At 46.6% G+C, this 25,750-nt stretch carries 27 protein-coding genes; 9 read left to right on the top strand and 18 right to left on the bottom strand.

What is annotated here, in order from left to right; all coding sequences use genetic code 11:
- Positions 1 to 104 precede the first annotated feature (104 nt).
- Entirely contained in the window at positions 105 to 914 is an 810-nt protein-coding gene (locus NSS64_RS09510) for an alpha/beta fold hydrolase (RefSeq protein ID WP_341139963.1), read from the top strand.
- 101 nt (positions 915 to 1,015) lie between these two features.
- On the opposite strand, the gene NSS64_RS09505 is transcribed toward NSS64_RS09510, so the two are convergent.
- Positions 1,016 to 1,702, bottom strand: coding sequence for a metal-dependent hydrolase (locus tag NSS64_RS09505; RefSeq protein WP_341139962.1), 687 nt, complete (start codon positions 1,700 to 1,702; stop codon positions 1,016 to 1,018).
- A gap of 204 nt (positions 1,703 to 1,906) precedes the next feature.
- Here NSS64_RS09505 and NSS64_RS09500 point away from each other — a divergent pair, with 204 nt between their 5' ends.
- Positions 1,907 to 2,695, top strand: coding sequence for a PaaX family transcriptional regulator C-terminal domain-containing protein (locus tag NSS64_RS09500; RefSeq protein ID WP_341139961.1), 789 nt, complete (start codon positions 1,907 to 1,909; stop codon positions 2,693 to 2,695).
- 48 nt (positions 2,696 to 2,743) lie between these two features.
- Here the strand turns inward: NSS64_RS09500 and NSS64_RS09495 are convergent, their stop codons facing one another.
- Positions 2,744 to 4,846, bottom strand: coding sequence for a thioredoxin domain-containing protein (locus NSS64_RS09495; protein WP_341139960.1), 2,103 nt, complete (start codon positions 4,844 to 4,846; stop codon positions 2,744 to 2,746).
- A 169-nt stretch (positions 4,847 to 5,015) separates the two neighbouring features.
- A complete protein-coding gene (locus NSS64_RS09490; protein WP_341139959.1) occupies positions 5,016 to 6,824 on the bottom strand; it encodes a copper amine oxidase N-terminal domain-containing protein in 1,809 nt (602 codons plus the stop codon).
- A 269-nt stretch (positions 6,825 to 7,093) separates the two neighbouring features.
- Here NSS64_RS09490 and NSS64_RS09485 point away from each other — a divergent pair, with 269 nt between their 5' ends.
- Together NSS64_RS09485 and NSS64_RS09480 are read left to right on the top strand one after the other, a co-directional pair.
- The gene (locus tag NSS64_RS09485) at positions 7,094 to 7,312 is read left to right on the top strand and encodes a helix-turn-helix domain-containing protein (protein WP_076160374.1); all 219 of its coding nucleotides are present in this window, start codon (positions 7,094 to 7,096) and stop codon (positions 7,310 to 7,312) included.
- Between the two features lie 68 nt (positions 7,313 to 7,380).
- Entirely contained in the window at positions 7,381 to 7,698 is a 318-nt protein-coding gene (locus NSS64_RS09480) for a hypothetical protein (protein WP_341139958.1), read from the top strand.
- Between the two features lie 22 nt (positions 7,699 to 7,720).
- Here the strand turns inward: NSS64_RS09480 and NSS64_RS09475 are convergent, their stop codons facing one another.
- The 7 genes from NSS64_RS09475 to NSS64_RS09445 are packed head-to-tail and all read right to left on the bottom strand — an operon-like array spanning position 7,721 to position 12,846.
- Entirely contained in the window at positions 7,721 to 8,320 is a 600-nt protein-coding gene (locus tag NSS64_RS09475) for a DUF4304 domain-containing protein (protein ID WP_341142791.1), read from the bottom strand.
- 25 nt (positions 8,321 to 8,345) lie between these two features.
- Complete coding sequence (locus NSS64_RS09470) at positions 8,346 to 9,740, bottom strand: ADP-ribosylglycohydrolase family protein (RefSeq protein WP_341139957.1); 1,395 nt, start codon at positions 9,738 to 9,740, stop codon at positions 8,346 to 8,348.
- Positions 9,725 to 10,357, bottom strand: a complete 633-nt coding sequence (locus NSS64_RS09465; protein ID WP_341139956.1) for a hypothetical protein — start codon at positions 10,355 to 10,357, stop codon at positions 9,725 to 9,727. Before NSS64_RS09465 ends, NSS64_RS09470 begins: the two co-directional genes overlap by 16 nt.
- Before the next feature lie 33 nt (positions 10,358 to 10,390).
- A complete protein-coding gene (locus tag NSS64_RS09460; RefSeq protein ID WP_340940009.1) occupies positions 10,391 to 10,804 on the bottom strand; it encodes a hypothetical protein in 414 nt (137 codons plus the stop codon).
- Between the two features lie 18 nt (positions 10,805 to 10,822).
- Positions 10,823 to 11,152, bottom strand: coding sequence for a hypothetical protein (locus NSS64_RS09455; RefSeq protein ID WP_341142790.1), 330 nt, complete (start codon positions 11,150 to 11,152; stop codon positions 10,823 to 10,825).
- 32 nt (positions 11,153 to 11,184) lie between these two features.
- Positions 11,185 to 11,868, bottom strand: coding sequence for a hypothetical protein (locus NSS64_RS09450; RefSeq protein WP_341139955.1), 684 nt, complete (start codon positions 11,866 to 11,868; stop codon positions 11,185 to 11,187).
- Between the two features lie 57 nt (positions 11,869 to 11,925).
- Complete coding sequence (locus NSS64_RS09445; RefSeq protein ID WP_341139954.1) at positions 11,926 to 12,846, bottom strand: helix-turn-helix transcriptional regulator; 921 nt, start codon at positions 12,844 to 12,846, stop codon at positions 11,926 to 11,928.
- Positions 12,847 to 12,951: 105 nt separating this feature from the next.
- Here NSS64_RS09445 and NSS64_RS09440 point away from each other — a divergent pair, with 105 nt between their 5' ends.
- On the top strand, positions 12,952 to 13,434 hold the full coding sequence (locus NSS64_RS09440) for a GyrI-like domain-containing protein (protein ID WP_341139953.1): 483 nt from the start codon (positions 12,952 to 12,954) through the stop codon (positions 13,432 to 13,434).
- A 136-nt stretch (positions 13,435 to 13,570) separates the two neighbouring features.
- Here the strand turns inward: NSS64_RS09440 and NSS64_RS09435 are convergent, their stop codons facing one another.
- The 4 genes from NSS64_RS09435 to NSS64_RS09420 form a co-directional block, all read right to left on the bottom strand.
- Positions 13,571 to 14,425, bottom strand: a complete 855-nt coding sequence (locus tag NSS64_RS09435; RefSeq protein WP_341139952.1) for a DUF1648 domain-containing protein — start codon at positions 14,423 to 14,425, stop codon at positions 13,571 to 13,573.
- Positions 14,426 to 14,640: 215 nt separating this feature from the next.
- A complete protein-coding gene (locus NSS64_RS09430; RefSeq protein ID WP_341139951.1) occupies positions 14,641 to 15,567 on the bottom strand; it encodes a hypothetical protein in 927 nt (308 codons plus the stop codon).
- A gap of 129 nt (positions 15,568 to 15,696) precedes the next feature.
- On the bottom strand, positions 15,697 to 16,389 hold the full coding sequence (locus tag NSS64_RS09425) for a metallophosphoesterase family protein (protein WP_341139950.1): 693 nt from the start codon (positions 16,387 to 16,389) through the stop codon (positions 15,697 to 15,699).
- Positions 16,390 to 16,443: 54 nt separating this feature from the next.
- On the bottom strand, positions 16,444 to 17,925 hold the full coding sequence (locus NSS64_RS09420) for a serine hydrolase domain-containing protein (RefSeq protein WP_341139949.1): 1,482 nt from the start codon (positions 17,923 to 17,925) through the stop codon (positions 16,444 to 16,446).
- Between the two features lie 241 nt (positions 17,926 to 18,166).
- Between NSS64_RS09420 and NSS64_RS09415 the strand changes: the two genes are divergently transcribed.
- From NSS64_RS09415 to NSS64_RS09405, 3 genes are all read left to right on the top strand, one after another.
- On the top strand, positions 18,167 to 20,017 hold the full coding sequence (locus tag NSS64_RS09415; protein ID WP_341139948.1) for a hypothetical protein: 1,851 nt from the start codon (positions 18,167 to 18,169) through the stop codon (positions 20,015 to 20,017).
- A 106-nt stretch (positions 20,018 to 20,123) separates the two neighbouring features.
- Positions 20,124 to 20,444 (top strand): MazG nucleotide pyrophosphohydrolase domain-containing protein, encoded by a 321-nt coding sequence (locus tag NSS64_RS09410; RefSeq protein WP_036733455.1) that lies wholly within the window; start codon positions 20,124 to 20,126, stop codon positions 20,442 to 20,444.
- 32 nt (positions 20,445 to 20,476) lie between these two features.
- Complete coding sequence (locus tag NSS64_RS09405; protein ID WP_341139947.1) at positions 20,477 to 20,827, top strand: VOC family protein; 351 nt, start codon at positions 20,477 to 20,479, stop codon at positions 20,825 to 20,827.
- 51 nt (positions 20,828 to 20,878) lie between these two features.
- Here NSS64_RS09405 and NSS64_RS09400 read toward each other — a convergent pair whose 3' ends face one another.
- Positions 20,879 to 21,187 (bottom strand): DUF6809 family protein, encoded by a 309-nt coding sequence (locus tag NSS64_RS09400; protein ID WP_341139946.1) that lies wholly within the window; start codon positions 21,185 to 21,187, stop codon positions 20,879 to 20,881.
- A 269-nt stretch (positions 21,188 to 21,456) separates the two neighbouring features.
- Positions 21,457 to 22,743 carry an amidohydrolase gene (locus tag NSS64_RS09395; protein ID WP_341139945.1) on the bottom strand — a complete coding sequence of 429 codons (1,287 nt, stop codon included), beginning with the start codon at positions 22,741 to 22,743 and terminating at the stop codon, positions 21,457 to 21,459.
- A 78-nt stretch (positions 22,744 to 22,821) separates the two neighbouring features.
- Between NSS64_RS09395 and NSS64_RS09390 the strand changes: the two genes are divergently transcribed.
- Entirely contained in the window at positions 22,822 to 23,817 is a 996-nt protein-coding gene (locus NSS64_RS09390) for a MerR family transcriptional regulator (RefSeq protein ID WP_341139944.1), read from the top strand.
- Positions 23,818 to 23,879: 62 nt separating this feature from the next.
- On the opposite strand, the gene NSS64_RS09385 is transcribed toward NSS64_RS09390, so the two are convergent.
- Both NSS64_RS09385 and NSS64_RS09380 read right to left on the bottom strand, forming a co-directional pair.
- Positions 23,880 to 24,608 carry an SDR family oxidoreductase gene (locus NSS64_RS09385; protein WP_341139943.1) on the bottom strand — a complete coding sequence of 243 codons (729 nt, stop codon included), beginning with the start codon at positions 24,606 to 24,608 and terminating at the stop codon, positions 23,880 to 23,882.
- A gap of 112 nt (positions 24,609 to 24,720) precedes the next feature.
- Positions 24,721 to 25,644, bottom strand: a complete 924-nt coding sequence (locus tag NSS64_RS09380; RefSeq protein WP_341139942.1) for a helix-turn-helix domain-containing protein — start codon at positions 25,642 to 25,644, stop codon at positions 24,721 to 24,723.
- Between the last annotated feature and the right edge of the window lie 106 nt (positions 25,645 to 25,750).

Below are 25,750 nucleotides of genomic sequence, written 5' to 3'. Positions count from 1 at the left end.
GGCTGCTCCGAATCCCTCAGACCATATTCTAGGCATCTTCCCTATTCCAATGAATAACATATTTCAACTATACAAATCAATAACAGAGAATTGAGGGATGCGAAATGGAACATTGGATTAGAGTAGAGCCGAATGTGAAGGTGTATGTGAATGATCTTAACCCGCTTGCCACCAAAACGATACTCTTCATTCATGGCTGGCCAGCAAATCACCAGATGTTCGAATACCAGTACAATCAGCTAGTGCCCATGGGCTACCGCTGCATTGGAATGGATATGAGAGGCTTCGGCCGGTCTGACAAACCGCTTGGCGGTTACGACTACAACCGTCTCGCAGATGATATCCGCTGTGTGATCGGCGCCTTGGGACTGCACAATATTACACTCGGCGGGCACTCTACTGGCGGAGCTGTAGCGATCCGGTATATGGCCCGGCACAAGGGATATGGTGTCTCCAAGCTGGCCCTGTTCGCTTCGGCAGCCCCCAGTCTGATTCAGCGGCCGGGCTTCCCTTATGGCACGACCAGAGAAGCTATAGAGCAGATTATCCAGTCCACCTATGCAGACCGGCCCAAGATGCTGAAGGATTTCGGTGATATTTTCTTCTATCAGCCGGTATCACAGCCGTTCTCGGACTGGTTCTTCCTCTTGGGACTGGAGGCGGCAAGCTGGTCCACTATCGCAGTCTCCAACGCCTGGCTGGCCGAAGAGTTGTTCGATGATCTCCCCCAGATCCAGGTGCCTACGCTGATTCTGCACGGGGTTCATGATCAGGTCTGCTTCTTCCCGCTGGCCGAGGCGCAGCATCAAGGGATTAAACATTCGGTCCTTATTCCCTTTGAGAACAGCGGCCACGGATTATTCTATGACGAGCGGGACCGGTTCAACCGGGAGCTGGCGGGGTTCGCGGGATAGATTTTCCGCCCAGCCAGAACAGGACTGCCCGAGAAGAAATAGCTTCATGGGGCAGTCCTGTGTTGATTCGCAGGCGTAGGTGCGTGTGCGAATGAGAAGCTCTACAGCTCCAGCGTCTCACCATATGCAAGTGCCGAGCCTCTGATCCCCGCCTCCTCCAGCGCCTGAACGAAGGCCCCGGCATCCTGCTTGATCGGCGGGAAGGTATTATAGTGAACCGGAAGCACCTGTCTTGCACCCAGCCACTTCGCCGCAATAAGCGCATGCTCCGGCCCCATGGTGAAATGTCCGCCAATCGGCAGAATCGCGAGATCGATGTCATACAGCTCACCGAACATTTTCAAGTCACCGAACAGCCCTGTATCCCCTGCATGCAGTACCGTGTGTCCGTCCGCCTCAATAATAAAGCCCGCCGGTGTGCCGCCATAGATACTCTGTCCGTCTTCTAGTGTAATGCTTGAGGTGTGGAATGCATGAATCATCGTCGCCTTGGCAAAGCCCAGGTCCACCGTCCCCCCGATATTCATCCCAATCGTCTGTGCCCCTGTGGATTCAAGGTAACCGGCCAGCTCCACGATGGCTACAATCGGCGCGTTATTGCTCTTGGCAATCGGCGCAGCATCCAGCATATGATCCATATGGGCATGAGTCAGTAGAACAGCATCTGTCTTAATCTCCTCTACCTTCGTCACCGCCGCAGAGTTACCACTAATGAATGGGTCGATGATCAGCGATTTGCCGTTCACCTCAATTTGAACACAGGAATGGCCGTGGTAGGTAATTTTCATAGATATCCTCTCCTCTTCTTGATTAATTTCAATAGGTACTAAGCAATGCATCGTGCAAAAACCCAAGGTTTACGATACAATGACAGCAAGTTGCTCTAAATCCAAATCCAGCAGTGCGATTGACGAATATAACATAAATTATTACGTTCGTTGTTTTTTATGATATATCTATTCCTGCCAGCTGTCAAGAGAGGTGTGAAGAAGTTGCTGTCCGTTGAGAAAACAATGCTGTTTCTGTTATCTAAGGTGAAGCAGATGGGCGCCCAGCAGTTTGTCGAGATCTATGAGCAAAGGGGGTACACCTCCACCTATATCCGCAATGCCCTATCCCGCTTGAAAAAAGAGGGCTATATCGCTTCCCCGGCACGCTCCTGGTATAACGTCACTGCCGAGGGCCTCGCCTACATTAAGGCGATTAACAGCAAGCCTGCCCGTTATCAGGAGCAGTGGGATCATACCTGGGATGTGGTGATGCTGGAGGTTCCCGAATCCGAACGCAAGAAGCGCGATCTGTTCCGCACAGCACTCGGGCAGCTGGGTTATGGGCTTTTATATAACAGTGTGTACATCTCACCATGGAACTATCAGGACGAAGTCGCATCCCAGATCCAGAAGCTGGAGCTGGAAGGCAAGGTGTCGATCCTCCAAGGCCAATTTCAGGAAGGTACCATTACACCGCTCAAAGCGCGGGCCATCTGGCAGCTGGACGACATTGAAGCCTTATACCAGAAGAAATCAGTCTGGCTGAAGGAAGAATTCGCTCCGCGATTGGCGGATACCCTTCAGGCGGGGCAGCCGTTACAGCTCTTCCTGCTATATTTGCAAATGGGAGAGGAGTTAAGCGGATTGTTCATGGCTGACCCCTATCTCCCGGATGAGCTGCTGCCGGACCATTGGCCGGGCAAACGGGTCCTCTCAGACATGCGTGAATACATGGTTAGAGCCGCTCAGGCGATACCTGCGGATTCTTCCTATGCGCCCTTCGTCCAATAAGGTATGGCAAAGAGCAGCCCGGACTCCGGGCTGCTCTTCGTATATGAACTACTCCTCACGGCTGCCGGAAGCCAGCAGCTCCCGGACCGCTTCCTTATTCGTAAGCGGGGCCCGGCAGGCGAAGTTACGGCAGACATAAGCGGTCGCTTCGCCCCGGATGGCCGGTTTATCAGCCAGATGCGGCAGCAGGCGGAGCATCTCTCCGCCGTCCCCTTCCCAGTTCAGGATGAGCGCCGCATCCGGCAGGTAAGTCTGCTGGACCTGAGCGAGCATGGCGTGCAGCGCGGGATCTTCTTTTTTGCCGGAGAGGACCCATTCTCTGCCGCCAGAGACCATCCCCAGATGGGCCTGCAAATACATCGCATACCCCGGCGGATACTCCGAAGCAGCGGAAGCAAGCACCGCAGCGGTGCGCTCCGCAATCTCTTTTAACTCCATATCCTGGGTAATAACCGACAGCTTCCACAAAAGCTTCGCCGCCACCGAATTCCCGGACGGAATCGCCCCGTCATACAATTCCTTCGAGCGGACCGGCAGCTTCTCCCCGTCATGCCCGGTGAAGAAGAACCCGCCTCCTTCGGTATCTAGGAACAGCTCCAGTATCCCATCCTTAAGCGTCAGCGCCCGCTCCAGATAGAGCGCTTGACCTGTAGCTTCATATAATTCGCTGAGACCCCAGATCAGGAATGCATAATCATCCACATATGCGGGAATCGCCGACTCCCCGTCACGGTAACGGGCCAGTAGCCGCTCATCCTCACGCCGCAGCTTGTCCCAGATGAAGTCCGCTGCACGTTCGGCGGCCTTGGCATATTCCGGCTTCTGGAGGGCTTTGGCCCCCAGGGCTAGCGCAGCAATCATCAGTCCGTTCCACGAGGTCAGCACCTTGTCATCCTTAAGCGGATGAATGCGCTGCTCCCGGTACTCGAACAGCTTCGTACGCCATTCCTCCATCCGGGTCCGCAGACCAAGCGGATTCATGCCCATACGCTCCGCAATCTCTTCCGGCAGACCGTGAAGGAGATTCGGAATATTTTCCCCTTCGAAGTTGCCCTCCGGGGTAATCCCGTACACATTGCAGTAGGAATGCATATCCTCCAGCCCAAGCGCTTCCTCAATCTCCTCACGGGAGAAGACATAGAACTTGCCTTCCACCCCTTCGGAATCGGCATCCTCCGCAGAGTAGAAAGCGCCTTCCGGTGAAGTCATATCGCGCAGCACATACGTGAAGATCTGCTCGGCAATCTCCGCATACAGCGGCTTCCCCGTAAGCTGGAAGGCTTCCAGATAGACATTCGCGAGGAGAGCGTTATCGTAGAGCATTTTCTCAAAATGCGGTACCAGCCACTCCCGGTCCGTGGAATACCGCGAGAAGCCGTAGCCTACATGGTCGTACATGCCGCCCCGGTACATTGACTCCAGCGTATGCTCGACCATCCGCAGCGCTTCCGGCTGATCATGCAGCTGGCTGTACGCCAGCAGGAAGGACAAATTATGCGGCGAAGGGAACTTCGGCGCATTGCCGAACCCGCCGTACTCCTCATCGAACTGCCGCCGGTACAGCTCATACGCTTCATGCAGCAGTTCTGCACCAGGAATCCCGCCTGCGGCTTCCGGGTTGTACGCATTCTTGCGGTCCAGCGTATGCAGCTCAGCCAGCAGATCATCGCCCAGCTTATCCAGCGCCTCGCCGTCCTGCTCCCACTTCGTATGAATCTGCTCCAGCACATCCATCAGCCCGATCCGCCCAAACATCTGACGCTTCGGGAAATACGTCCCCGCATAGAACGGCTTCTTCTCCGGCGTCAGCAGCACCGTCAACGGCCATCCCCCGCTCCCCGTCAGCGCCTGACACACCGACATATACAGCGCATCAATATCCGGCCGCTCCTCTCGGTCGACTTTGATCGCTACGTAGTGATTGTTGAGGAGCTCCGCGACTTCGGTATCTTCGAAGGATTCTCGCTCCATTACGTGGCACCAATGACAGGTCGAATAGCCGACAGATAAGAAGATCGGCTTGTTCTCCGCCTGCGCCTTGGCAAACGCCTCCTCTCCCCATGGATACCAATCCACGGGGTTGTGGGCGTGTTGGAGCAGGTAGGGCGATTTTTCGTTCGCTAATCTATTGGGTGTATTATGAGTCGTCACCAGGCGTCCCCTCATTTCGGATGATTTGGGTAAAGTACGTATAGGGTTAGTTTACCCAATTTGGTGGGGGAGGGCTCAGGATATAAAAAAGACTACAAACAACGAGAAGTATTTATTAATGATCCGGAAATTCTTGGCCATTAGGGTTTCGGACTACATCGACATAAACCTATAAATCGAAGTCACTGATCTTCCATTGACCGTCTTTCATCCGATTAATTGTAAAATGATTTGTCATTACTTTATCAAGTATGGCTTGATTCTCTTGCAAATATTGTTGATTTCGTTGTACAGTTTCCACAATCATTTCATCTTTACTAACGGCTTTAACAGAGATTGACTTTAGATCATATATTTGTTTGAAACTGTGATGAGTTCCAAGAAGTTTTGCAACTTTCAAATTCAAATTATTACTTGTAACTAAGGAATTCTTTATCTTTATCTCATCCCCCTGTTCAACTTGAAGCAAGAATCGTTCAACTGCGTTTTGTGCAAGACTAGCTGCTGTGCCTAATCGCGCTTCTTTTATACTTGGGTCCCATTCTATTTCCAACCCTGATACTTCAGCAACGAGTTGAAGTGGGATATAAGTGGTTCCATTGTGACTCTCAGCACCAACAGCAGGTCTCCGTTGTTTACCATTAAGATATACAGTGGTATCTCCTAGCTTAAACCGAATTTCCTTACTTTCCATTTTCCCGGTGATTTCGAGTGTTTTCTGGTTCTCTACTACTTTGAACCCCAATCTTTCAAGTACATTGCGATAGGGTACCAATACAACTCCACTTTTCACAATAGGCGGGTTAGTGAGCTTGAATAACTCTCCATTAATACGCATTGAAGCTTTCCGCAAACCTATTTTAAAAATACCTATATTATCTGTGATTCCGATTAAATCGCCCTCATTGTCCACAAGTAATTCAGTGAGGGTCAGCCCTGAATTATTACGTAATAAACAGAACATCTCATTTCCCATCTCATCTAATCCATAAATATTACCGTTAACATCCGAAAAAAACACATGTCCTTTAGAATTCGCAACAATATTTTCAGGTGGTCCATATTTCCTCAATTTATAGCTCCATTTTATTTTTCCCGATAAATTTTTTGCGATGAGAATTGCACCTTCACCAGCTTCATAAGAGCCACCTTTCCATTGATTGGTATCATCATTATTTGTGAATGAGCTTTGTAAATTCCCCGCTATTTTCTCGCTATTAACCGGTTTGCCTTGATCATCCAATATAATCTTCTTATTGCCTATTTCAACAATGAGATACCCGTTTAAATCAGCAAAATAAATATCGTTTACATTTGTTGTGGTGCCAAAAAGACGATCCTCCGAAACCAAAATATCTATTCCATAGGTCCAATTTTTCTGTCCAGTTTTATTGTAAGAAACTATTCCCGTTTGTTCCAATACAATTATATTCTCATTATTATCCAACCAATAAATTTCTGAGAAAGGACTATTAGGTTTTACAAAGTTTAGAATTGCCCGAACTGTTTCATCTGAATTGTATATTTTTATATATCCATGCTGAGTAATAGTTCTTGGTTCTTCATCTATAATCTGAAGGGTGCTTGTTTGATCATAAAATGTAGAAATAAGCGTCCCCTTCGCAGTGCGAGATATATTTGCCCGTTCGTCAAAAAACATCCAGTTTCTCTTTCCCTCTCCATCAACTGCTGTATAAATGTCATTAAAGTCCTTATAATAAACCATATTGTCCGAAAATTTATCAAAGCTAAATTGGTGTGCACTGCGAATCGTCCATTTCCATTCATATGTACCGTTGGTCAGAAAATTCAACGATGTGTTTGTCTTCTCTCCAGAACTATCATAAAGCGTTACTGGAGGTACGGTACTCTGTTCCTTGGTTAAATATTTTAATTTTGGGCTGGCTTCTGAAATTCCCATCTCTGAAAAACTAATAAATATCATGCAAAAAATAAGCAATCCTATTACTTTCCTCATAAATAATCGTCCCTTCAAAGTACTTCTTATCACTTCACTTTTTCTATTCGGGGAAACAAGATGAGCTGCTTTCAAGCCAAATGTATCACTAATTTCCAGATACTCTCCTCCCTATATAATTGGGTATTCCTTCTCATGAAGGATAGCATAAATCTATTTGTCAGTGGTATATTTTTTACTCTATTGTCATGTTTTGTTTATAAGATGTTTCAAAAGTCCAAACTAGCGAATAATTCGCTAAGATATACTTGCGTTGGAGGTGTTCAAATGTGTATCAACGTATCCGGGATTTACGCGAAGATAAGGATTTGACGCAAACTCAAATGGCGGAGTATTTGCAATGCAGCCAGCGAATTTATAGTAATTATGAACGCGGTGATGTTGATATCCCCACTGCTATTCTCATCAAGCTGGCAGACTTTCATATGACGAGTACTGACTATTTACTTAACCGAACAAACCAAAAGAAACCTTATCCCAAAAGTTAAACTAATTTTCGTAAGCGCCATAAACTAAGTTTATAGCGCTTACGAAAAACTCCGGAGGACTTAATGAAATGAAGAAACTTCTGTTTATTATATCTGTTTTCTTTCTTTTATTAAGATGCTCAAATGACAAGGTTACAAGCAACAATAATATGTCCAATAGCGATCCCGTCACTTGGCTCACAATTGATGGAAACAAATACTACTACACCACTACTTATGACAGTATGGATGAGACCACACTAGTTGATACGGGAAACGTAACTGATGAGGAAGACGGAATTCAACTTGGCCTTAAAATCTACAAAAGCAATGTCTTCGAAGAACGTTACTTCATAAAAAGCCAAGATTATGAAAACGCATGGCGAGAATATAAATTACGCGATTAACATTGTTCATATCAACACAGTCTTACACTTCCAACCCTAACCGCAAAGCCAATCCTGCGGAGAATTCTTTTTGTGACTCCAGTTGCAATTCATTATACACTCTGGTCATACGTGCCTGTGCTTGTTCCATATCACCTGTTAAGCAATAAAGAGCTGTTAAGTGATGCGGGTTCTCGTATATTCCAGCTTTCTCCCTTAGCTCCATTATCCGAATGGCATCTTTAATCTCTTGAAACTGCCGCAGGTAAGGGAACATATACTTTGCAATGTCAATTGTTATTCTTAGTTTAAGTTCCTCAACGTTCGAATCAGGGGTCAACTTGTACCAATTATCGTTTTTCGTTAGCTCGTTACCACGTATTTGTAGAACTGAACTCACGACTGTTGGAAAAGATGGTTTTGGGTATAGATAAACTGTTCCAAATAATTCCTCCATATTGATTCCAGTATTGAAACAGAATTCAACCTCATCTTGTGTGTTCCACTTGGATGCCTGAATGTTCGCTGTCACAGAGAAGTTAGGAGTAATACGGGCAAAGTTATTGCCCCGCCTCATAAATCCTTCTCCTTTAAACAAGGGAGCAATGGTCTCCTTGATAACATCCTTAAGTACTTCCTGCATTCCCACTCCCCTATCCTCCAAAAACTCAAATCCCCAAATTCTCATTCACATACAGCTCGCTAGGTTGAATTCGATGCTTACCTGTGTGCAATAGCTCTGGCAAACGCCCTATGCGCTCAGCCAAGCGGGAGAGTTGTTGCTCATGAAAATTAGATAAGCCCGTATGAATCCGGTCCTGGAAAGGCTCAAGCCATCTCGCATCCAAGCTATCCTGCCCAAAATACACCCCGAGCAGCGAGCCTGCTGTTGCTCCGAAGCTGTCGGTATCGTTGCCTTGCATGACCTGCTTGCATATTCCGTCTCCGACATTGTCAGCAAATCGAAATGTATTTATCAAGGTGCCAATTTCCTGATACACCTGACAGTGGGAATAATTCGCATACTTCTGATGAATCCCCTGATAAGCCTCCAGCCAGTTATCTGCATTCGCTACGATCTGGAGACAATCCGCAGTAATCTCATAGAATCGGCTCCTTCTAGGGACGAATTGCTGTGCAGTACTTATTATTTCAAGCGGATCGCGCAGCACATGTGCAGCAGCAATCGCGGCTGCAATGAACATCGTGGCATAAATTCCTGTCCGCCGATGTGTAAAACTGGCATCACGCCAAGCCAGCTCGGCCGCAAGCGCAGGTTGACCGGGACAGGCATAGCCGTAAGCATCTGCACGAATCGCCGCCCCGCATAATTCTGTATCTTGCACCAGGAAGTCGGGCCAGGCCTCAAATTCAGAATGATTGAATAATTCCCGGTCATGCTCCAAATAGCTAATCCCCGACCGAACCAGAATGGCCCTCTCCGGCCCCCATGTTGTACTGATCGGAAGATGATTTATCCATAGGTCTCTTAAATTCCTTTTCGTAAAACCCTTGCCGAATTGCTCCAACGCCATCATTCCCATTAAGGTGTAGTTGATATCATCGTCAGGTGCCACATAGCGAATACGCCCCCGCGTCGTCTCGAACCAGGACCAATGACGACGATCCAACGCATGGAGAGCTTTTTCAGAAATATAATCATTCAGCGGCCATTCGCCTACAGAGGTTAATGCTTGACGTAATTCCGACAAGGTGGGATTGACCTCAATCGGCTTGCCCAGCATTGAACCACAGACTGAAGCGAGGAAGCCTGCCTCTACACGCTTGGCGCTGTCCTTCAGATTCAAGACTCCGATCTGCCCAAGAGGTCTGTCCGGATCGCATTCCCGCCATATCTCCTGCAAATCGTCCGGTTCATAGTAAGGCCAATTGTCCCGAATTGGAAGATCAGCCAAGCTATGAGCGAATTCTAAATAAGCATCGTAGCTTGCCGGAAGCTGTTCCAACCTGGCCAAAAAACCGGAGGTCTGGTGCCCCTGTGCAAATTTATTACGCAGAATTCCCTCTAATTGATGTTTCAGAAACGTTAGTGATGGCAGCATGTTGTATCTCCTTTATTCTGATTGTCACAAAACCCCAGCAACTTAGAAAAATAAACAGATTTCAATAGTTCACTGTTTATCGCTTGAATCTCCTTAATAAATTCAATAATTTTAGTTCTTATCTCATTTATAAATTCACTTTTGTGTACTCTAATATTTGAGAATGACCCGTATGGTGCATCTATCAATAGGAACTTATCCGTTTGAATTAAATATCTATAGGGGATTTCATGATTTAACTCACTTAAGATTAGAACCTCATCATCAACTTGTATTTCTAACCATGTGCAGCTATTTTCAACATACTTCAAGGCTAAGTATTTATGCGAATTTAAGGAGTTGCAGCCATCGACAAGCAGATCCAAATGAGTCAGAATGAGTTCAGAAAAAGTGTGCTTAACGGTTAAAGGCATATTGGAAGTAGGATAAGAGATGAACTCATGACCGCCTATAACCAGAGTAAATGCCCCATAGATCTGGTGCCACTCTTTATCAAATGTCGCTGTATCCACCGTTCTCAGTTCCTCTATCTGATCTTCAAACACCTCATACTTAATCTCAAATGTTGGGCGCTTTTCCTCCGATACCACAATCAAATCATTGTGCATTTCAGACATTAACTTCATGATCCTTTCTTCGAAACTCAAACATCATAACATCAGCTCATTGTTATATTTCAATTTGATAGAATCAGGCAGTTGATTATAAATATGCATTGGTAATCCGAAATCTTTTTTTAACACTTTTTCCTGCCCCTCCAGATACCCGCTAAGGAAATCCCAGTAAACAATAAATAAACCATCTTCATGTATAAACTCCATCCACCCATCAGCAACTAATTCTTGATTAGCATTAAAAACCATGATGTTTGAGAAGTTTTCTACTTCACCATCTAAATACTTGGTTCGATGTCCTTCTATACAACAATCAGACCAATCAAATCTATAATCATCCTGGATGAGTCCATACCACTTCAAATCCTTAATTAACTGTCTCTCTACTTCAGCTTTTAATTGAATCCCCATACAGTCGGCGAAGCAGAACTGGGAATGCTCTGATGCCATCTGAGTTCCTCCCAACTATTAAGCCAGATCAATATGCTCCTCTTCACACCTGCTAAACACCACTTCAAACTCACCACTCATTATTAAATGTGAAACCACCTCTTCAATCCGCTTACGGCTGCACTCATCCACAAGCACCATGTCACTTCCCCACAAATACTTGCCGTGCAAGCACTCACCCGTCTGTTTATTCTTGTCAGCCAGCGTCTGTATGTTCCTGTATGTAAAAAATGAAGCCACCCACCTGGAACCATCTTCAAACGTTACTATGGCATCCGTGTTATCGCCATCTATGTTCCATTGTCCTTCCACCCATTCTTCAGCTTCAATCCAAATAGAATACTTCATTTCATTCACCCTAGCCCCTCCCCAATCCTGCCTCACAAAATAAACACAACCGCAATCAACACATAAGAATACCGCACATTCTTTCTCAACATTATGTATATCGTTCCATATAAAATGGACATAAAGAACGCATAAATCCCTGTCGCCCCGCCTTGAAGCAGAATATGGATCAGGCCCCAGGTGAGTGCGAGGAACGTCCCGCCATAGGGCAGACCGTCTCTTTTGAAGAGGGTTTCACCGAACTTTTGACCAAACGCAATCGTCAGCAGGATTATCGCAGCTTCAAACAAGTAATAAACATTCTGAAAAACGAATCTCACCGCATCCTTGTACTCCTGAACCGGCTTAAAGCCCTCCCATACTATAGTTGTCGCTGCAATGGCGATCACCGAAACCACAATCGCGAGTAGCCATCCCCTGGCTTTTGGCTCCGCATTTAACTTCATCATGTCAAAATCATATTTGCGCTTGGAGAGCCTGATCAGGAATAGGGCCATACTTCCCCACAGCAAGCAGGTAATTCCCCAGTGGATACATTGATGAAGCAGCGTATATTCAGAAGCTTTTACCCCGATTACTGATGGCAATACCATCAACAATACCACTTCAAGTCCAAACCCTGCAAACGCATACAATGCTAAAGACAGATAATCGCTCGCTCCAACCTTCTTCTCCACCATCCCGGTATCCCTCATCACCCGCATCCTCCAGTTCACTTAAATTCTCCTTCATGTGGAAAAATCTCACCCTGCCACGCTTACCAATTCACACCACTAATCTCCCTCATACTTCCTCATAATCCCCCGCACATATGCCTTGAACCCATTCCGTATCTCAGGCGGCCCCAGCACTTCACACTTATCTCCAAAAGCAAGCAGCCGGTCGTAGCCATAGTCATTCGCAATAATGGGATACTTGGCCCAGCAGTGGTGTTCATCCACCCGCAGAATATGGTCGGCACCGAACCGTTCGATCACCCGATCCATGACGGAGCGGTCCAGCCGAATCGTAACCTCCGCCCAGTCCTGGCTTAACCAATCTCCTCCGTCCATGGGAAGAGGGGTGAACGCTTTTGGAACGAACTGCTCCTTCGTCATCTGGAGACCGCTCATTCTGGCCAGCTTGAAGATCCGGTAGTCCTGCTTATCCAGACAATAGGCTTGCAAGTACCAGGTACTTTCCTTGAAAACCACCTGATACGGCTCCGCCTGCCGTTCACTGATCTGCCCCCGCGCATCCGTATACGCAAAAGTAAGCACACAATGCTCATTCATCGCCGTCTCCATCATCCCGAACAGGCTGCGCAGCGACTCGTTTCCTTGATTCAAGGACAGATCCATGACGAACGGCGCATTCGGCTGGCGCTCTGCGTTGTCCGGGTAGAGAGCGTTTAGCTTCTCCGCTGCATACACCATTTCCCGTCTTCCAAAAAGCTGCTTATAGCTCTGCATCCCATTTTGCAGGTTCTGGATTTCTTGTGGGGTGAATACGGTTTTGCCCACTTTGTAGGATTTCATCAGGCCGACACCGCCCCATGCCCCCATGAGCGTATAGATCGGCAGGCCAGCTCTATTCAGCGTATCAATATCCCGGTAAATCGTTCGTCTGCTGACTTCGAGCCGCTCCGCTAACTCGCGCGCACTAATCTGCTCATGCTCCAGCAGGATCATAATGAGCGCAATCAAACGATCCATTTTCATCATGACCACCTCAAAACAAGTATGCCATACAGATGTCACAGTTGGTAGATTATGCTTGCTTGGAATACACCAATCCCACGATCCAGGAGGTACATTGTCATGATTTCGACCAGAATTGAAACGAAAGCAGCATTCCGCATCATCGGGTACAAGACGGCTATAAGTGAAGGTGGAACGGTGCACGATCCGGCGTATTCTCCGCTCAAAACGGCTTTTTTCAAAAGCACGCTGGAGAACAGCTCCATGGCCGCCCTGCGTCCCCTGTCTGAGAGTCCATACGGCTTCGCCGCGATTGCCCAGGAGGATGGAAAGATCCTGTATATTGCAGGCGTTCAGTCGTCGAGGCCCCAGCCGGAGGCTGCGGTTGAAGTGCTTTTTCCGGGAGGAGAGTATTTGGTGTTGTCAGGCCAGGGCGGGTTGTCGCGTCTCGCATTTGACCGGCTGGAGGACGAGGCATTCGGTGATATCCTGAACGATAACTATGAGTATGTGTATACCGGACACCCGATCGCGGAGGTACTCACCAATGGTAATCCTATGGATGCCGAAGTCGAAGTATGGGTGCCGGTGAAGAAGCGGTAGGCAAATTGAGGATTAAGCTTGAGGAAATAGCGTTGGGCTGTAGGTAGAAGCAACTTCGTTGTGTTGGAGCGTGTTGGATCAGCGGTACTCAGAATTTGAGGTGTAGCTGATCCAGCGCTCAACCATCTGCTCATGTCTAGCGACTTTCGCGTTGACCCGCCCAGTACGTTAAGGTGCAGGCGTATAGGATGATAAAGGCTATTATGCTTAGGACAACGGGGATAACAAAATTAATGTTAAGTAGAGAGATCATATTGAGCTGCACGACGGATAACAGGATAACGAACAAGAAGCTTGCTGTAATCATAAAACTCGACCAGGCACGGCGGTAAGTTTCGTCTTCTCTAAACTGCTTCTTCCCTCTGCGGATACTCCAATACTCAAATATGAACAGAAAGGTTCCTAAGACCTGCATGATCGCAGGTATAAACACGATACTATAAGATTTATCTACATAGCGGTCTACGGTCCAACTGCCGTTGAAATGGACGGGAAGCTGGTCAGGAATCAGATCGTAATTGCGCAGCACTGTTACAATACTAACCACAATAATAACAGCATGAATGAGGAACCAATGACTGGACAGGCCAACATTTCCGTTCCGCAATCCAGGTTCCATGATCGATGATTCGGGAGCAGCAGGCAGCGTCGGCAGTACGCTTTTCATTTTCAAATGATACCTAAAGTTAATAACCAGGGAGATTACGAGGATGGCGAGTGTATAGGAGATAATGACCCAACTGATTTGCCTCGAATGTTCATCGCTGTAGATTAGGCATAGGAAGCCAACAATAAATAAGATGATATGTAAAATAGTACTAATTCTAGCATATGACCTCCGCATCTGGCGCAGAGGCTCACTGTGGAATTGTTCAGCGCTGACAGTGACACCGAAACTAATCGTCTCTTTTGAGAAATAAGGCATCCTCACGATGATTATAATGGAAGGTACAAATACTAGGATAAATATTATAACAGGCAGTATCGTCATATCATTCACCTCATTCTACATGAATTATTTCACATAATCCTCTCTCGAAATTGTAATTTCCGCACAATGCAATAACCCTACCATAATATAGTATATTTGTCACATCGCACTCCTATCCATTATTTAGACAAGCCGGTGCTGCTTACCCCAGGAAAAAGGGCTATACCAAGTCACTCTTTCTCTACCCGTCACAGCCCTATAAGGTACCCGCACCATCAGACCAATTCACTAACCGATACCTGATACAACATATCATCTGCACAGAACAGCACGAGATCTTCCCGAAAATCTTGCGTGACTGGCACAAGCGGCTCCGATTTTTCATTCAGAAACTGTATCTTGTGCCCTTTGGTCAAGCTTGATTGTTCAAGTTTTTTGATTACATATTCTCCGTGTTTGCCGTAACCGCCATCGAACAAGAAGTGATAACCATCTGTGCAGAACCCGGCCGAACCGGAGATCTCAGGATTCAGAAACGTAACCTTGGGCTGACCGGGTCCGCCTGAGATGCAGCCGAGCAGAAAGTCTGTATAATAATAAAACCAGACCTGCTCTTCACGGACAACATTCAAAGCGTAACAATCAGCAATATTAGATACATGATCTTCGTACAATTTGTTCCCATGCTCATCCCAGGCCACAAGGCCGTGTTCACCGACAGGCTGATCCCACCCGTTGTTCCCGAACACGCCTTCGTCAAAATAACTGGTCCAGATGGTCCCTTTCTCCGTCACTTGAACATTCTGAATCCCGTCTCCAAGCAGGAACTCACGGACGGTACGTCCTGTATAATCACACACTTTGGCGTTCAGATCATATTTACCTGCACCATAATATGAGCAGCGTGCTCCAACCAGCAGCAAATGTCTGCGCAGGGGCTGAACATAATGATAATTAAAATGCTGATCCGGAAATGTTATTTCATCGATATAATGTTGACTTTCTACCATCAAAACCTTGTAAGTATGCGGTTGCTTCAAAGCCGGTTGGACGAACATTCCTCGTTTCCGTACCGGGATCTGGTTAATCAGCAGGACATATACGCAGCCATCTCCACCTAATTGAGCCGAGACGATCTTGAACCCTTCAGTATACATCGAAATATCTGCAAAAGGCTGCAGCGTCACTGTTTTATGAAACATGCCAATTCCTCCTTAAGAGCTGGTGTAAACCATCCTCTGTTCTATTACCGTATTATGTCAGAGTAGATGGAACCAGAACATGGCGGAAGTATGGCGAAGCATAGACTTCATCTCTTTCGTTATACTCTGTTACACAATCCTCACCCTATCCTCATACAACAACACCTGATCCTCCGGCAGCTCTGCATTATGATGAAAATGCCCAAAATACCATCTTCCATAGTCCAGTCTGAACTTAATTTCGTTGAAATACGTATGCATGGGATCTGCCTCCACATTCGTATGATAGCGCTCTTTGATCCACTGAAGTGCATCATAAGAGCAGGTGTGGGTCAATACATAGTCCACTCTCCACTGATTCTTTTCCAGATTGCGGATGCCTTCCTGGTACTCTTCCGGGCTTGGCATTTCGCGTTCCCACCAAGATACGCCAGCCTTCCTGTACTCCTTGTCATGTGAAGCCGCCCCGCCAAAGGTGAAAAAGCTCTTGCCTTCAATCTCAAAGACTTGGCCGCGCATTAAGTGAATAATACTGGGGGTAATGTGATGCACCTGCCCGCCGTTCCATTCGGAGACTGGATAGGACTCCAGCAGATCAAAGTTCTCGTGGTTCCCGTCAATGAACAGGGTGGTCCACGGTTTCTCTGTAAGCCATTTTAGCCAAAAGCGGTCTTCCTTATCATCTGCCCACAACAAGCCGAAATCGCCGACGATAATAACGTAATCCTGCTTCGTCAGCGTCCTGCCTTCGGGGAAGTTCCTGGAGTTAAAGCGGCTGGCCACGCTGATCGAACCGTGAATGTCACCAGTGACATAGATCATGGGGTCTGCTCCTTTCGTGTGAGTAACAGTCTCGTAAACGGCTGGCAGCTCCGGTCACCGCCAATTCCTGCCTGCCAGAATCATCGACAACACGCAGCTAAGCGAAGCCAGCCCCATCCACAGCAATACGGAATAGGACATCCATACACTAATCATAGTGTAATTATAGTTTATCAATAAAGGCCAGCCTAGTACCAATAGTAACAACAGCGCTCTGATAAGCAGCGTAACACGTGCCCTGATTTTTTGACGGCGGATTCCCTTCTTCTCCATGGCGTATGTTCTTCTCCCTGCCGCCAGCCGGATGAGCTTAAAAGCAATACCGATCACAGTTAACACAACGAAAAATGAAGCTATCCCATCCATTAGGATATACGTATCGTCATACTTGAAGCTCTTCATCTGTTGTCCGTGCATCTGATCATAGATATTCTGGGCAATGAGTGTAGGGGCTGTTGAGTTCAGATTAGCCATTACGAACACCGCCTCCTTCCGCTCTACATCGATGATCGCCTGTGAGGCATAATTCGGGTTACTTCCACTATGACGGATCACCTGCGTATCCCGTTCTTGACTCCAGCCGAAGGCATAGCGCAGGTCCTCGCTTTCATGTCCCGCTGTACGGAGGTCAGGCTCATGCGATTGCCCAATGGCCTTTTTTAGCTCATCTGGAATGTCGCTGGTCCCCATCTGGGCGTTGACCCAGTGCTGCAAATCCTTCAGATTGGTCACCAGATACCCTGCGGCTATATTTCCGTAGTATCTTGGAGCATCATATGCCATGCTTTTGCCAAAAAACACCCGGTACCCCTGCGCAAGCTGCTCCGGCTTCCGTTCCTGCCCTGTCGAGAAATAGCTGTCGTTCATCCCCAGCGGCTTCAGGATCTGCTGCGTCACATAATCCTGATAGCTCATCCCTGTAACCTGTTCAATGATTGCGGCCAGAATATCATAGTTCACCGTTGCGTACTGATAGGTGCTCCCCGGATCGGTATCTAACTTAAGGCTGGACATCTTATGTATGGTTGCCGCAAGCTTCTCCTTATCTGAACCTTCAGGGATCAGGCGGATGCTCCAGGACGGTATTCCGCTGGTATGTGCGAGTAGCTGGTTAATTGTGATCTTAACCTTCTCCCCTTTATAGGCCGGAGCAAACTCTGGCAGATATTGAGTGACATCATCGGTAAAATTCAAGGCCCCCTGGTTCTTTAACAAAATCACAGCCAGTGCCGTAAACGCCTTGGTTGTTGAGCCTAGCTCAAACAGCGACTCCGCTGTGACCTCCTGCCCCTGCGCCTTATCGGCGTAGCCGTAGGTTTTGAATTCGGTTTTGCCTCCTTTGGCGAACAGGATCGCTATACCTGGAGTCGCTGTCTTGTCCATGACGCTCTGCACCATAGCGGACTCACTGTCAACCTTCCCTGAAGCCAAAAGAGTTCCAATCTCATGCCAACATGCAGCCGTAGCAAGGACTACGATCAGCAGCATCGCAATGCCTTTTAGCAGCAATTCTTTTCTTCGCGTTGTCTTCTTCATGATTAAGCTCCTTCAAGATCTGTCGTCTGGTTCAAGATGTACTTAACTAGTAAGACGTATTGACGCAGCCGTTCCCTGCACAACGAGGGTAAATCCCAAAGCTTCTGAATAAAACGCTACTGCCATATTTAATTTCTCTCCCTGCCTTGACCTTGAAGTATACTTCAACCCTTATAGTGAAATATAGTTAATGGTAGACTTAAAAAACGGGCAAATATGCTTTTAACGAAAGAGGTATATTATGAGAAGTCAATTAAAAGGAGAACTGTCGGGGATTCTATTCCTGATTCTAGCGATTTGTGCTTCTGTATTCATCGGGAAAGAAATGTTGTTCGCTGTACTAGCAATAATCTTTCTATTGGCACAATTAGGTATTTATACTCTTCTCCTCAAGAACAGAGGTAAAGTGTTTTGGGTCTTTGCAGTTGCCTTGGTAACCGAGATTTTATTCTTAGTCACTAAGGAGTTTTGGATATACGCACTTGCTATTTTACTGCTAATCGCAGCAGGGGTATGGAATGTGTTTTTTGCTGGTGATGTGCGTAAGAGCGGGAAGGTTTTTCTAGTGGTTCGGAGAGTGTTGTACGGTATTGTCGCTTTAGTTGCCAGTGTGGTTTGGATCGTTAACCTATATGCTCAGCCTATTACGAGGTCTGTTACTCTGCCTGCTGAACTGAATGTTGAAATAAACAATGACCAGCTTGATTCTCCAGCCCTCATGTTGGAAAACATAAAAAAAATGAATTCTTTTGGCAGCCGTACAACGGGCTCTGAAGGTCACAATCGGTTCATTGCCTGGTTACAGCAGCAGGTGACGGATATGGGGCTTACTGTGTATCGTGACAAGTACACTTTTGATCGCTGGGAAGAGAAGAGCAGCTCTGTGACCATCGATAACGAGGAAATTCATGTATCCTCTGCGTTTCCTTACTCTGGCGAGACCGATGCAAATGGAGTAACCGGAGAATTTGTCTACACCAAACCTGGTGAGTATGAGGAAGCCAAGGGTAAAATAGCCGTCGTTGAAATCAAGAACCTTAAGAATTTCCCTATGGCCCTGGTTATGAACATACGTGAAAAATTTCAAGCGCCGGGCGGTATTCCTTCAGATGAAGGCGATCTAGTCCTTACCACCGCTCTCAAGCAGGTGAAATTGGAAGAAGCCAAGGAACAGGGCGTGAAAGCAGTCATTATCGTCTGGGATGGCGTTTCAGATGACAAGGCTGAAAAGCAGTACCTCCCCTTCACCGAGCATTATTTCGGAATCCCGGCAGTTTGGGTCAACAAAACAGAAGGGCAGAAAGTGGTCAATGCAGCTAAGGAACATAAGGCGGGCACAGTGATTTTAGAGGCAGAGAAACAGGAACATGCGCCGACCGAATCTTTTTATGTGAAAATTGAAGGAAAGAACAAAAAGGAATCGATCATTATAAATACGCATACCGATGGTGTAAATGTGGTAGAAGAAGACGGTGCGATTGGCATGCTCTCCATGATTCGGTACCTGCAGCAGCAGGAGCAGCCAGAACGGACTATGATCTTCACCTTCGTAACAGGACATTTCCGATTGCCCGAATTCAAAGGTACGTCGCAGGCAACCTCAACCTGGATGCAGGCTCATCCTGAGCTGTGGGATGGTAAAGATGGACACCTGAAAGCCGTGGCAGGACTCACTGTAGAGCATCTAGGCAGCTTGGAATGGAAGGACAATGCTTCCGGTGAATATGGACCGACTGGAGAAATAAGCACTGAATTCGCCTATGCGGGAAATGAAATCATGGAAGCCATTTGGCGGAAAGCCGTTGAAGATAGAAGTAACACCCGGACCGTTATCTTACGCGGACATAATAAGTTTCAATTCGGTGAGAGTCAGCCCCTGTTCAATGCCGGGATTCCAATGATTGGACTGATCCCCATGCCAGATTATCTCCTGGTAGATATCGCAAATAGAGAAATGGATAAGTTCGATGTGAATCTGATGCGCGAACAAGTCGGGTCTCTATTGAAGGCATTACAGCTTATTGATCGTACAGAGACTACTGAGTTGGGGGCGGCAGATCGGTATTCGTTTTTCTTTGGGCGGACGAAGTAGTTGAATGATAACAGCTAACACTGATGCCACAGGATAATGAGTGTAATTATGGTATTATTATATTCGAGTTTTTGAGTCTATCAATCTTCTTATACCGGAGGGAAACATGGATATCACTGAATTTCAACAATGGGTTAGGGAATATTACAAGAATCGTAACTGGTCGGACTTAGATATATTTGTTCGTATTGGATTTCTTGCTGAAGAAACTGGGGAAGTCGCCCGCGCAATTCGTGCGCTAGAGATTGGCAGAGATCGTCCTGATGAGGTTGCAGGCACATTTCAAGAGAATAAAGCTGAATTAACAGAAGAACTTGGAGATGTTCTAGGGAATCTCATTGTCATCGCCAATAAATATGATATATCGCTTGAAGATATCTTGATATCGCATAAACAAAAGCTTCAGGCACGCTATTCAGAAAATTAGAACAAATGCAAAAATAGGAAGAAGGTATACATATGAAGCTTTGTGGAGTCTGTATCCTCACTGACAATGCGCCGCGCCTCGCTACTTTTTATGAAATCGTGCTCAAGGAATCTCCGGTTGTTGAAGGACAGCATTACGGATTCGATAGCGCCCAGCTTGCGGTCTACAATCCGGGCCAAGTGAACGTGGTCAATGACAAGAATATGTCACTAATGTTCTATGTTCATGATGTCTTGGCTGAATATGATCGTCTAAAGCAAGCCATCCCCGGTATCGGAATTACCTCTCCACCTGAGCGCAGACCGTGGGGCGCCTATTCCTTTTGGTTCCTTGATCCTGACGGAAATACGGTGAGCTTCATTGAAAAGAGGGATCTACAGTAATATACCAGTATACACCGTACTTATCGACAACTTCAGCACAGCAGGTCAAAGTTAATCCCCTAACTCATCGTTGGGCGTGATTTTGTGATTAGACTCCCTCTCCCCACCAAAAACCTCAATCATCATTAACGCACCTATTTTGTAGCCTTGGATAAAAGATAATGCCGAATGCAGCGAGCAGGATTCACTATGTAGCTCCAGTAATTTCTCGATCTGATCAAAATCTGCTTCGGGTAGTCTCTCTTTAAGCATCTGTAATGAATCAATAATCCGCTGATTAATCCTTCGTGATTCTGGATCGTTTGGCTTCATCCGCTCATTGGGACGCAAACTCCCATAATACAAATCCTCCAAAATCATGATTATCACTCCCTTTCTATGTGCCGCGATACTTGTACACAATAGTGATCCACACTTCCAAGTTTACTTGATATAGTGGGTATATATTGTTTTTTATGCAGTATTCGCATATAATCACAAACTCTACAAAAACAAGCCCATATGCCGATGTTAAAGAAAATAAAGTACTAGACTAGCGAGGACGCTTCGTTAAGCAAACGGACAGTCTAACGCAAGAAAATCAACGAAAAACGCGGACATTAGCTGCCCGCGTTTCTAGTAATTAGGAATTAAATGCCTTCAACGATGCGCTTAGACCTCAGTGAAACTTGCTCCAATAACTCGTCTTCATCAATAGTGAGCAGTTGACGGCCTTGCATTAACACTTTTCCGTTAACGATGGTGGTGTCCACGTCCGCACCGTTGACGCTGTATGCGAGTAGTGAATGGAGGTTGTGTATCGGTTGCAAGTGGGGTTTTCTCATATCAATCAAGATGATATCTGCCTTCTTCCCGATTTCGAGCGTGCCCACCTCATGGGCAATGCGCAGCAATTCCGCACTTCCGGCCGTCGCCATGCGAAGAGCATCCACTGCGGGAAGCTTCGTGGGGTCCCCGTAATCCAACTTTTGCAGCCATGTTGCCGCCCGGATCTCTTCGAACATGTCTAACGTGGTGGCGCTGCCCGCCCCATCCGTGCCTAAGCCTATCGTAATCCCTTGGTCAGCCATATCCTTGATCGGCGCTATGCCGCAGCCAAGCTTAAGATTGCTCACTGGATTATGGGACACTCCGCCCCGCATACTCTTCAGATAACCGATATCACGGCGATTTAGATGTACGCTATGTGCGAGGAGCACATGCGCCTGTTCAAACAGACCGAGGTGATACAAATATTCGGTTGGGGTCTGATTATACTTTTCCCGAATCTGAATGACTTCCTCTTTCGTTTCGGCCAAATGAGTATGTAACGGTATGTCCTCCTGCTCCGCTAATTCGATAAGCTCTCTAAATGGCTGCGGAGGAACAGTGTAAGGGGAATGCGGACCTAGCATGGTCGTGATTCTGCCTTCCGCTGCACCGCTCCAGTGACGAACGAGATCAAGCGCCTCGGACATTCGCCGCCCTCCGTCATTTTCGAGGAAGGTGAGCCCCCGTGTTAAAGAAGCCCGCATACCGGCCTCTTCTACCGCTGCCGCGATTTCATTCATGTGAATGTACATGTCAGCGAAGGTTGTCGTACCTGATTTAATCATTTCCGCCATCGCGAGCTTTGCTCCCCAATAAATATCCTCTGGAGTCATGCCTGCTTCAGCAGGGAGCATTTTCTGGTTCAACCAATCCATAAGCTTCAAATCGTCGGAAAATCCCCGCAATAAGCTCATAGACGAGTGTTGGTGGGCGTTGATCAGCCCGGGCATTGCAGCCATACCCCCGCCATGAATGACCACATCTGCCCCAGTGGATATAATGGACTGAATGTCCGCTATGCGGTCCCCATCGATGAGAATATCCCCGATATAGGGTTCCTCGTTTCCCATGGTTAAGATGGTCGCGCCTTTGATTAACGTCTTCATCGTGACAGCCTCCTTTTCTAGGGTTTATACTAAACCTTGACGTTAAGTGAGGGTCAAGAACATAAAGGGGTCTAGCTCATGAAAATAAAAGAAGTCGCTGATATGCTGAAAATATCGCAGCGCGCGATTCGGTTTTACGAAGCCAAAGGTCTCATTGCTCCTTCCAAACAACCTGACAATCAGTACCGGAGGTTTGACGAAGAAGATATTTGGCGCTTGCAGACGATCATTGCACTCAGGGAATCAGGAATGCCGGTTAGTGAGATTCGGACTGCACTATTGGATATTGAAGCCAAAGGAAACAGTCAATTACGATATTTGTTGGAACTCCAGCGATCCGTCATGTTCACCAAGTGGGTCGAAATGCAGCAGATTATCGAGACAACAGACCAAATGATTGAAACCCTCAAGAATGACCATACCCTTCCGCTTGACGACATTTACATTCTGGCAGAGGGTTCGAGAAGACTGAGAGAACAACGGACATGGAAGGATAAGTGGGGGTATGACCGCTTAGCCGGCGTTCACGATCAGTTGGTTCAAGAGGACACACGGAAATATGGGGACTATGATGAGGCGCTGCGGCTCGTCGTGCAATGGGTCTCGGCAATCCGTGGGGAACGGGGATTGGACATCGGAACGGGTACGGGAAATTTAGCCGGCCGACTGATCCATGAAGGCGCGGTGATGGCTGGAGTGGATCAGTCCAACGAAATGTTAAAGAAGTGCCAGCTCAAATTTCCAGAGATGGAGACCAAGCTTGGCAATTTCCTGGCACTTCCGTACCTTGACGGGAAATTTGATTTTATTGTTTCAAGCTTTGCCCTGCATCATCTGACGAGCGGCCAAATGCTGCTCGCTATTCAGGAGATGCGCAGGGTATTAAAACCTCACGGAAGGATCTGCATCGCGGATTTGATGATTGACGGGGAAGGAGACACAGCGCATGAAGGTGATGAGGATTCTATTCTACTCCCCAAGCTCATTGATTTATTAGAGGATAGCGGATGCATCACTAAACACCTTAAAGTAAATCGATTGTTGCATGTTGTTTTAGCAGTACCTGTCCGGTAAAAAAACCTTACCCCTGCGTCAAGGTTTACCGTATTGTATGTGATTTACAACAACGCCCCTTTTTACCAAGCCACAACTCCATGCTCATCAAAAAAGCCACCAGTTGGACCATCACTATTTATTGTGGCAAGCTCCACTACAATGGAAGCTGCTTGTTCGACTGAACGATAGCCACTATTACCATTTAGATCGGTAGCTGTAAATCCAGGGCAAACGGAGTTGATTTTAATAGGAGAATCGCTTAATTCTTTAGCAAAGGAAACGGTTAAAGCATTTACAGCCGTTTTAGAACTATTGTAGGCGAGCGAATTCGCCTTATAAAATTCCGACGTTGAGTCTGAATTCAAGGTTAAGGAGCCTAATGCGCTGGAAAGATTAACGATTCTTCCGGCAGAAGAATTTCTGAGCAATGGGAGCATTGCTTTAGTGACAGAAAATACACCGAAAACGTTTGTCTCATAGGTATTCTTGAGAACAGACAATTCCAGTTCAACGGGAGAGGTGTTTTCTTCGAAAAACACGCCTGCATTATTAATCAAGATATCAAGCAATCCATACTCTTGCTCAATCCATTCTGCTGCGGAGAGAACGGAGCTGGGGTTCGTGACATCAAGAACCACTGTTTTAGCTTTAATTTTCTCCTTTTCCAATAACGTTACGGCCTCACGTCCTTTATATTCGCTTCTTGCTCCTATTAAAATCTCGCACCCCATATTTCCCAATTGTCTTGCTGTCTCAAAACCGATACCTTTGTTTCCACCTGTAATTAATACGATCTTAGATTTATTCATAAAATTGCCTCCATACATTCTTGTTTTAATACGGCTGCGTTTACCGCATGAGATAAGAATATCAGGGAGACGAATACATTTCTTTGCCTACAAGCTCATTCTATTTGTTTATTTAGCTCATTTTTAAGCCCCTATAGTCATCCTTCTTCAACCTTAGCTGCCGTCTAAACTCTGACGGTGGAAGTCCGAATCTTTCCTTGAATACTTTGGAAAAGTGAGCGATATTTTCGAATCCGGTCGAAAAACAGATATCCGTAACAGATAACGCTGTTTCCGCTAACAGTTCCTTGGCTTTAACCAGCCTTCGATTGCGAACCCATTTGAGCGGGGAGGTGTTGTATATTGCTTGAAAATCCCTTTTGAACGTCGCCAGGCTTCTGCCGGACAAATAGGCCAGGTCGTTAAGGGAAACGGGATTCATGAAGTTCTCCTCCATGATCTTTGTGATGCTGCCACTGTACTTGCTTATGGGTTGTATCATTTGATGCAACAAACGATCATTCGAATCTGCTATGTGAAACAGCAATTCCATCAGTTTCACACGAACCAGTCCATCTTTGACTTCGTTAGGGTGCTCGAAATAGGGTTTTAACGACTCGATATAGCTTCCAATGCGGTCATTGATCGGAAAGACTGTTATCGGAACAACCTCATTCACGGGACAAACCGGTTTTAAACCGGCGAATTTGAGGAATTCATCTACTATCTTCTCGTTCAGGAAAAACATCATATAGTCGAGGATGTAATCGGAATCGGGTTCACCCGCTTTCTCGTATTCGACGCCCATTGATTTATGAATAAACATCATTTCGTTGCTCCGCATCGTATATTCTTGATCACCGAAGCGAACTGTATAGACACCCGACTTGATGATTAGCAGAAGATGATCCTGCAAAAAAAAGGTTCCTTTTATGCCTTGCGTGTAAAAGCAGAGTTCGATAACGGACATCCCATCCAGCTTCAAGCTCCCTTTTTTATTCGGAAACTTTACCAGTTCATTAGGCACCTTGACCATTTTACTTGATCTCATAGTCATGGACGTCCCGCCCTGCTTGTACCTGCGATTGCTCTAGTTTCCATTTCTTGATCATCCTTTCGGTTATGCCAGTCTGCGCTTACGTTTCAACACTTATCCTTTTAGT

This window comes from Paenibacillus sp. FSL H8-0122, from assembly GCF_038005345.1.
In the GTDB taxonomy this organism is placed as follows: domain Bacteria; phylum Bacillota; class Bacilli; order Paenibacillales; family Paenibacillaceae; genus Paenibacillus_AQ.
Note: the sequence above shows the minus strand (reverse complement) of the source record. Positions and strands in the feature narration are given on the sequence as shown.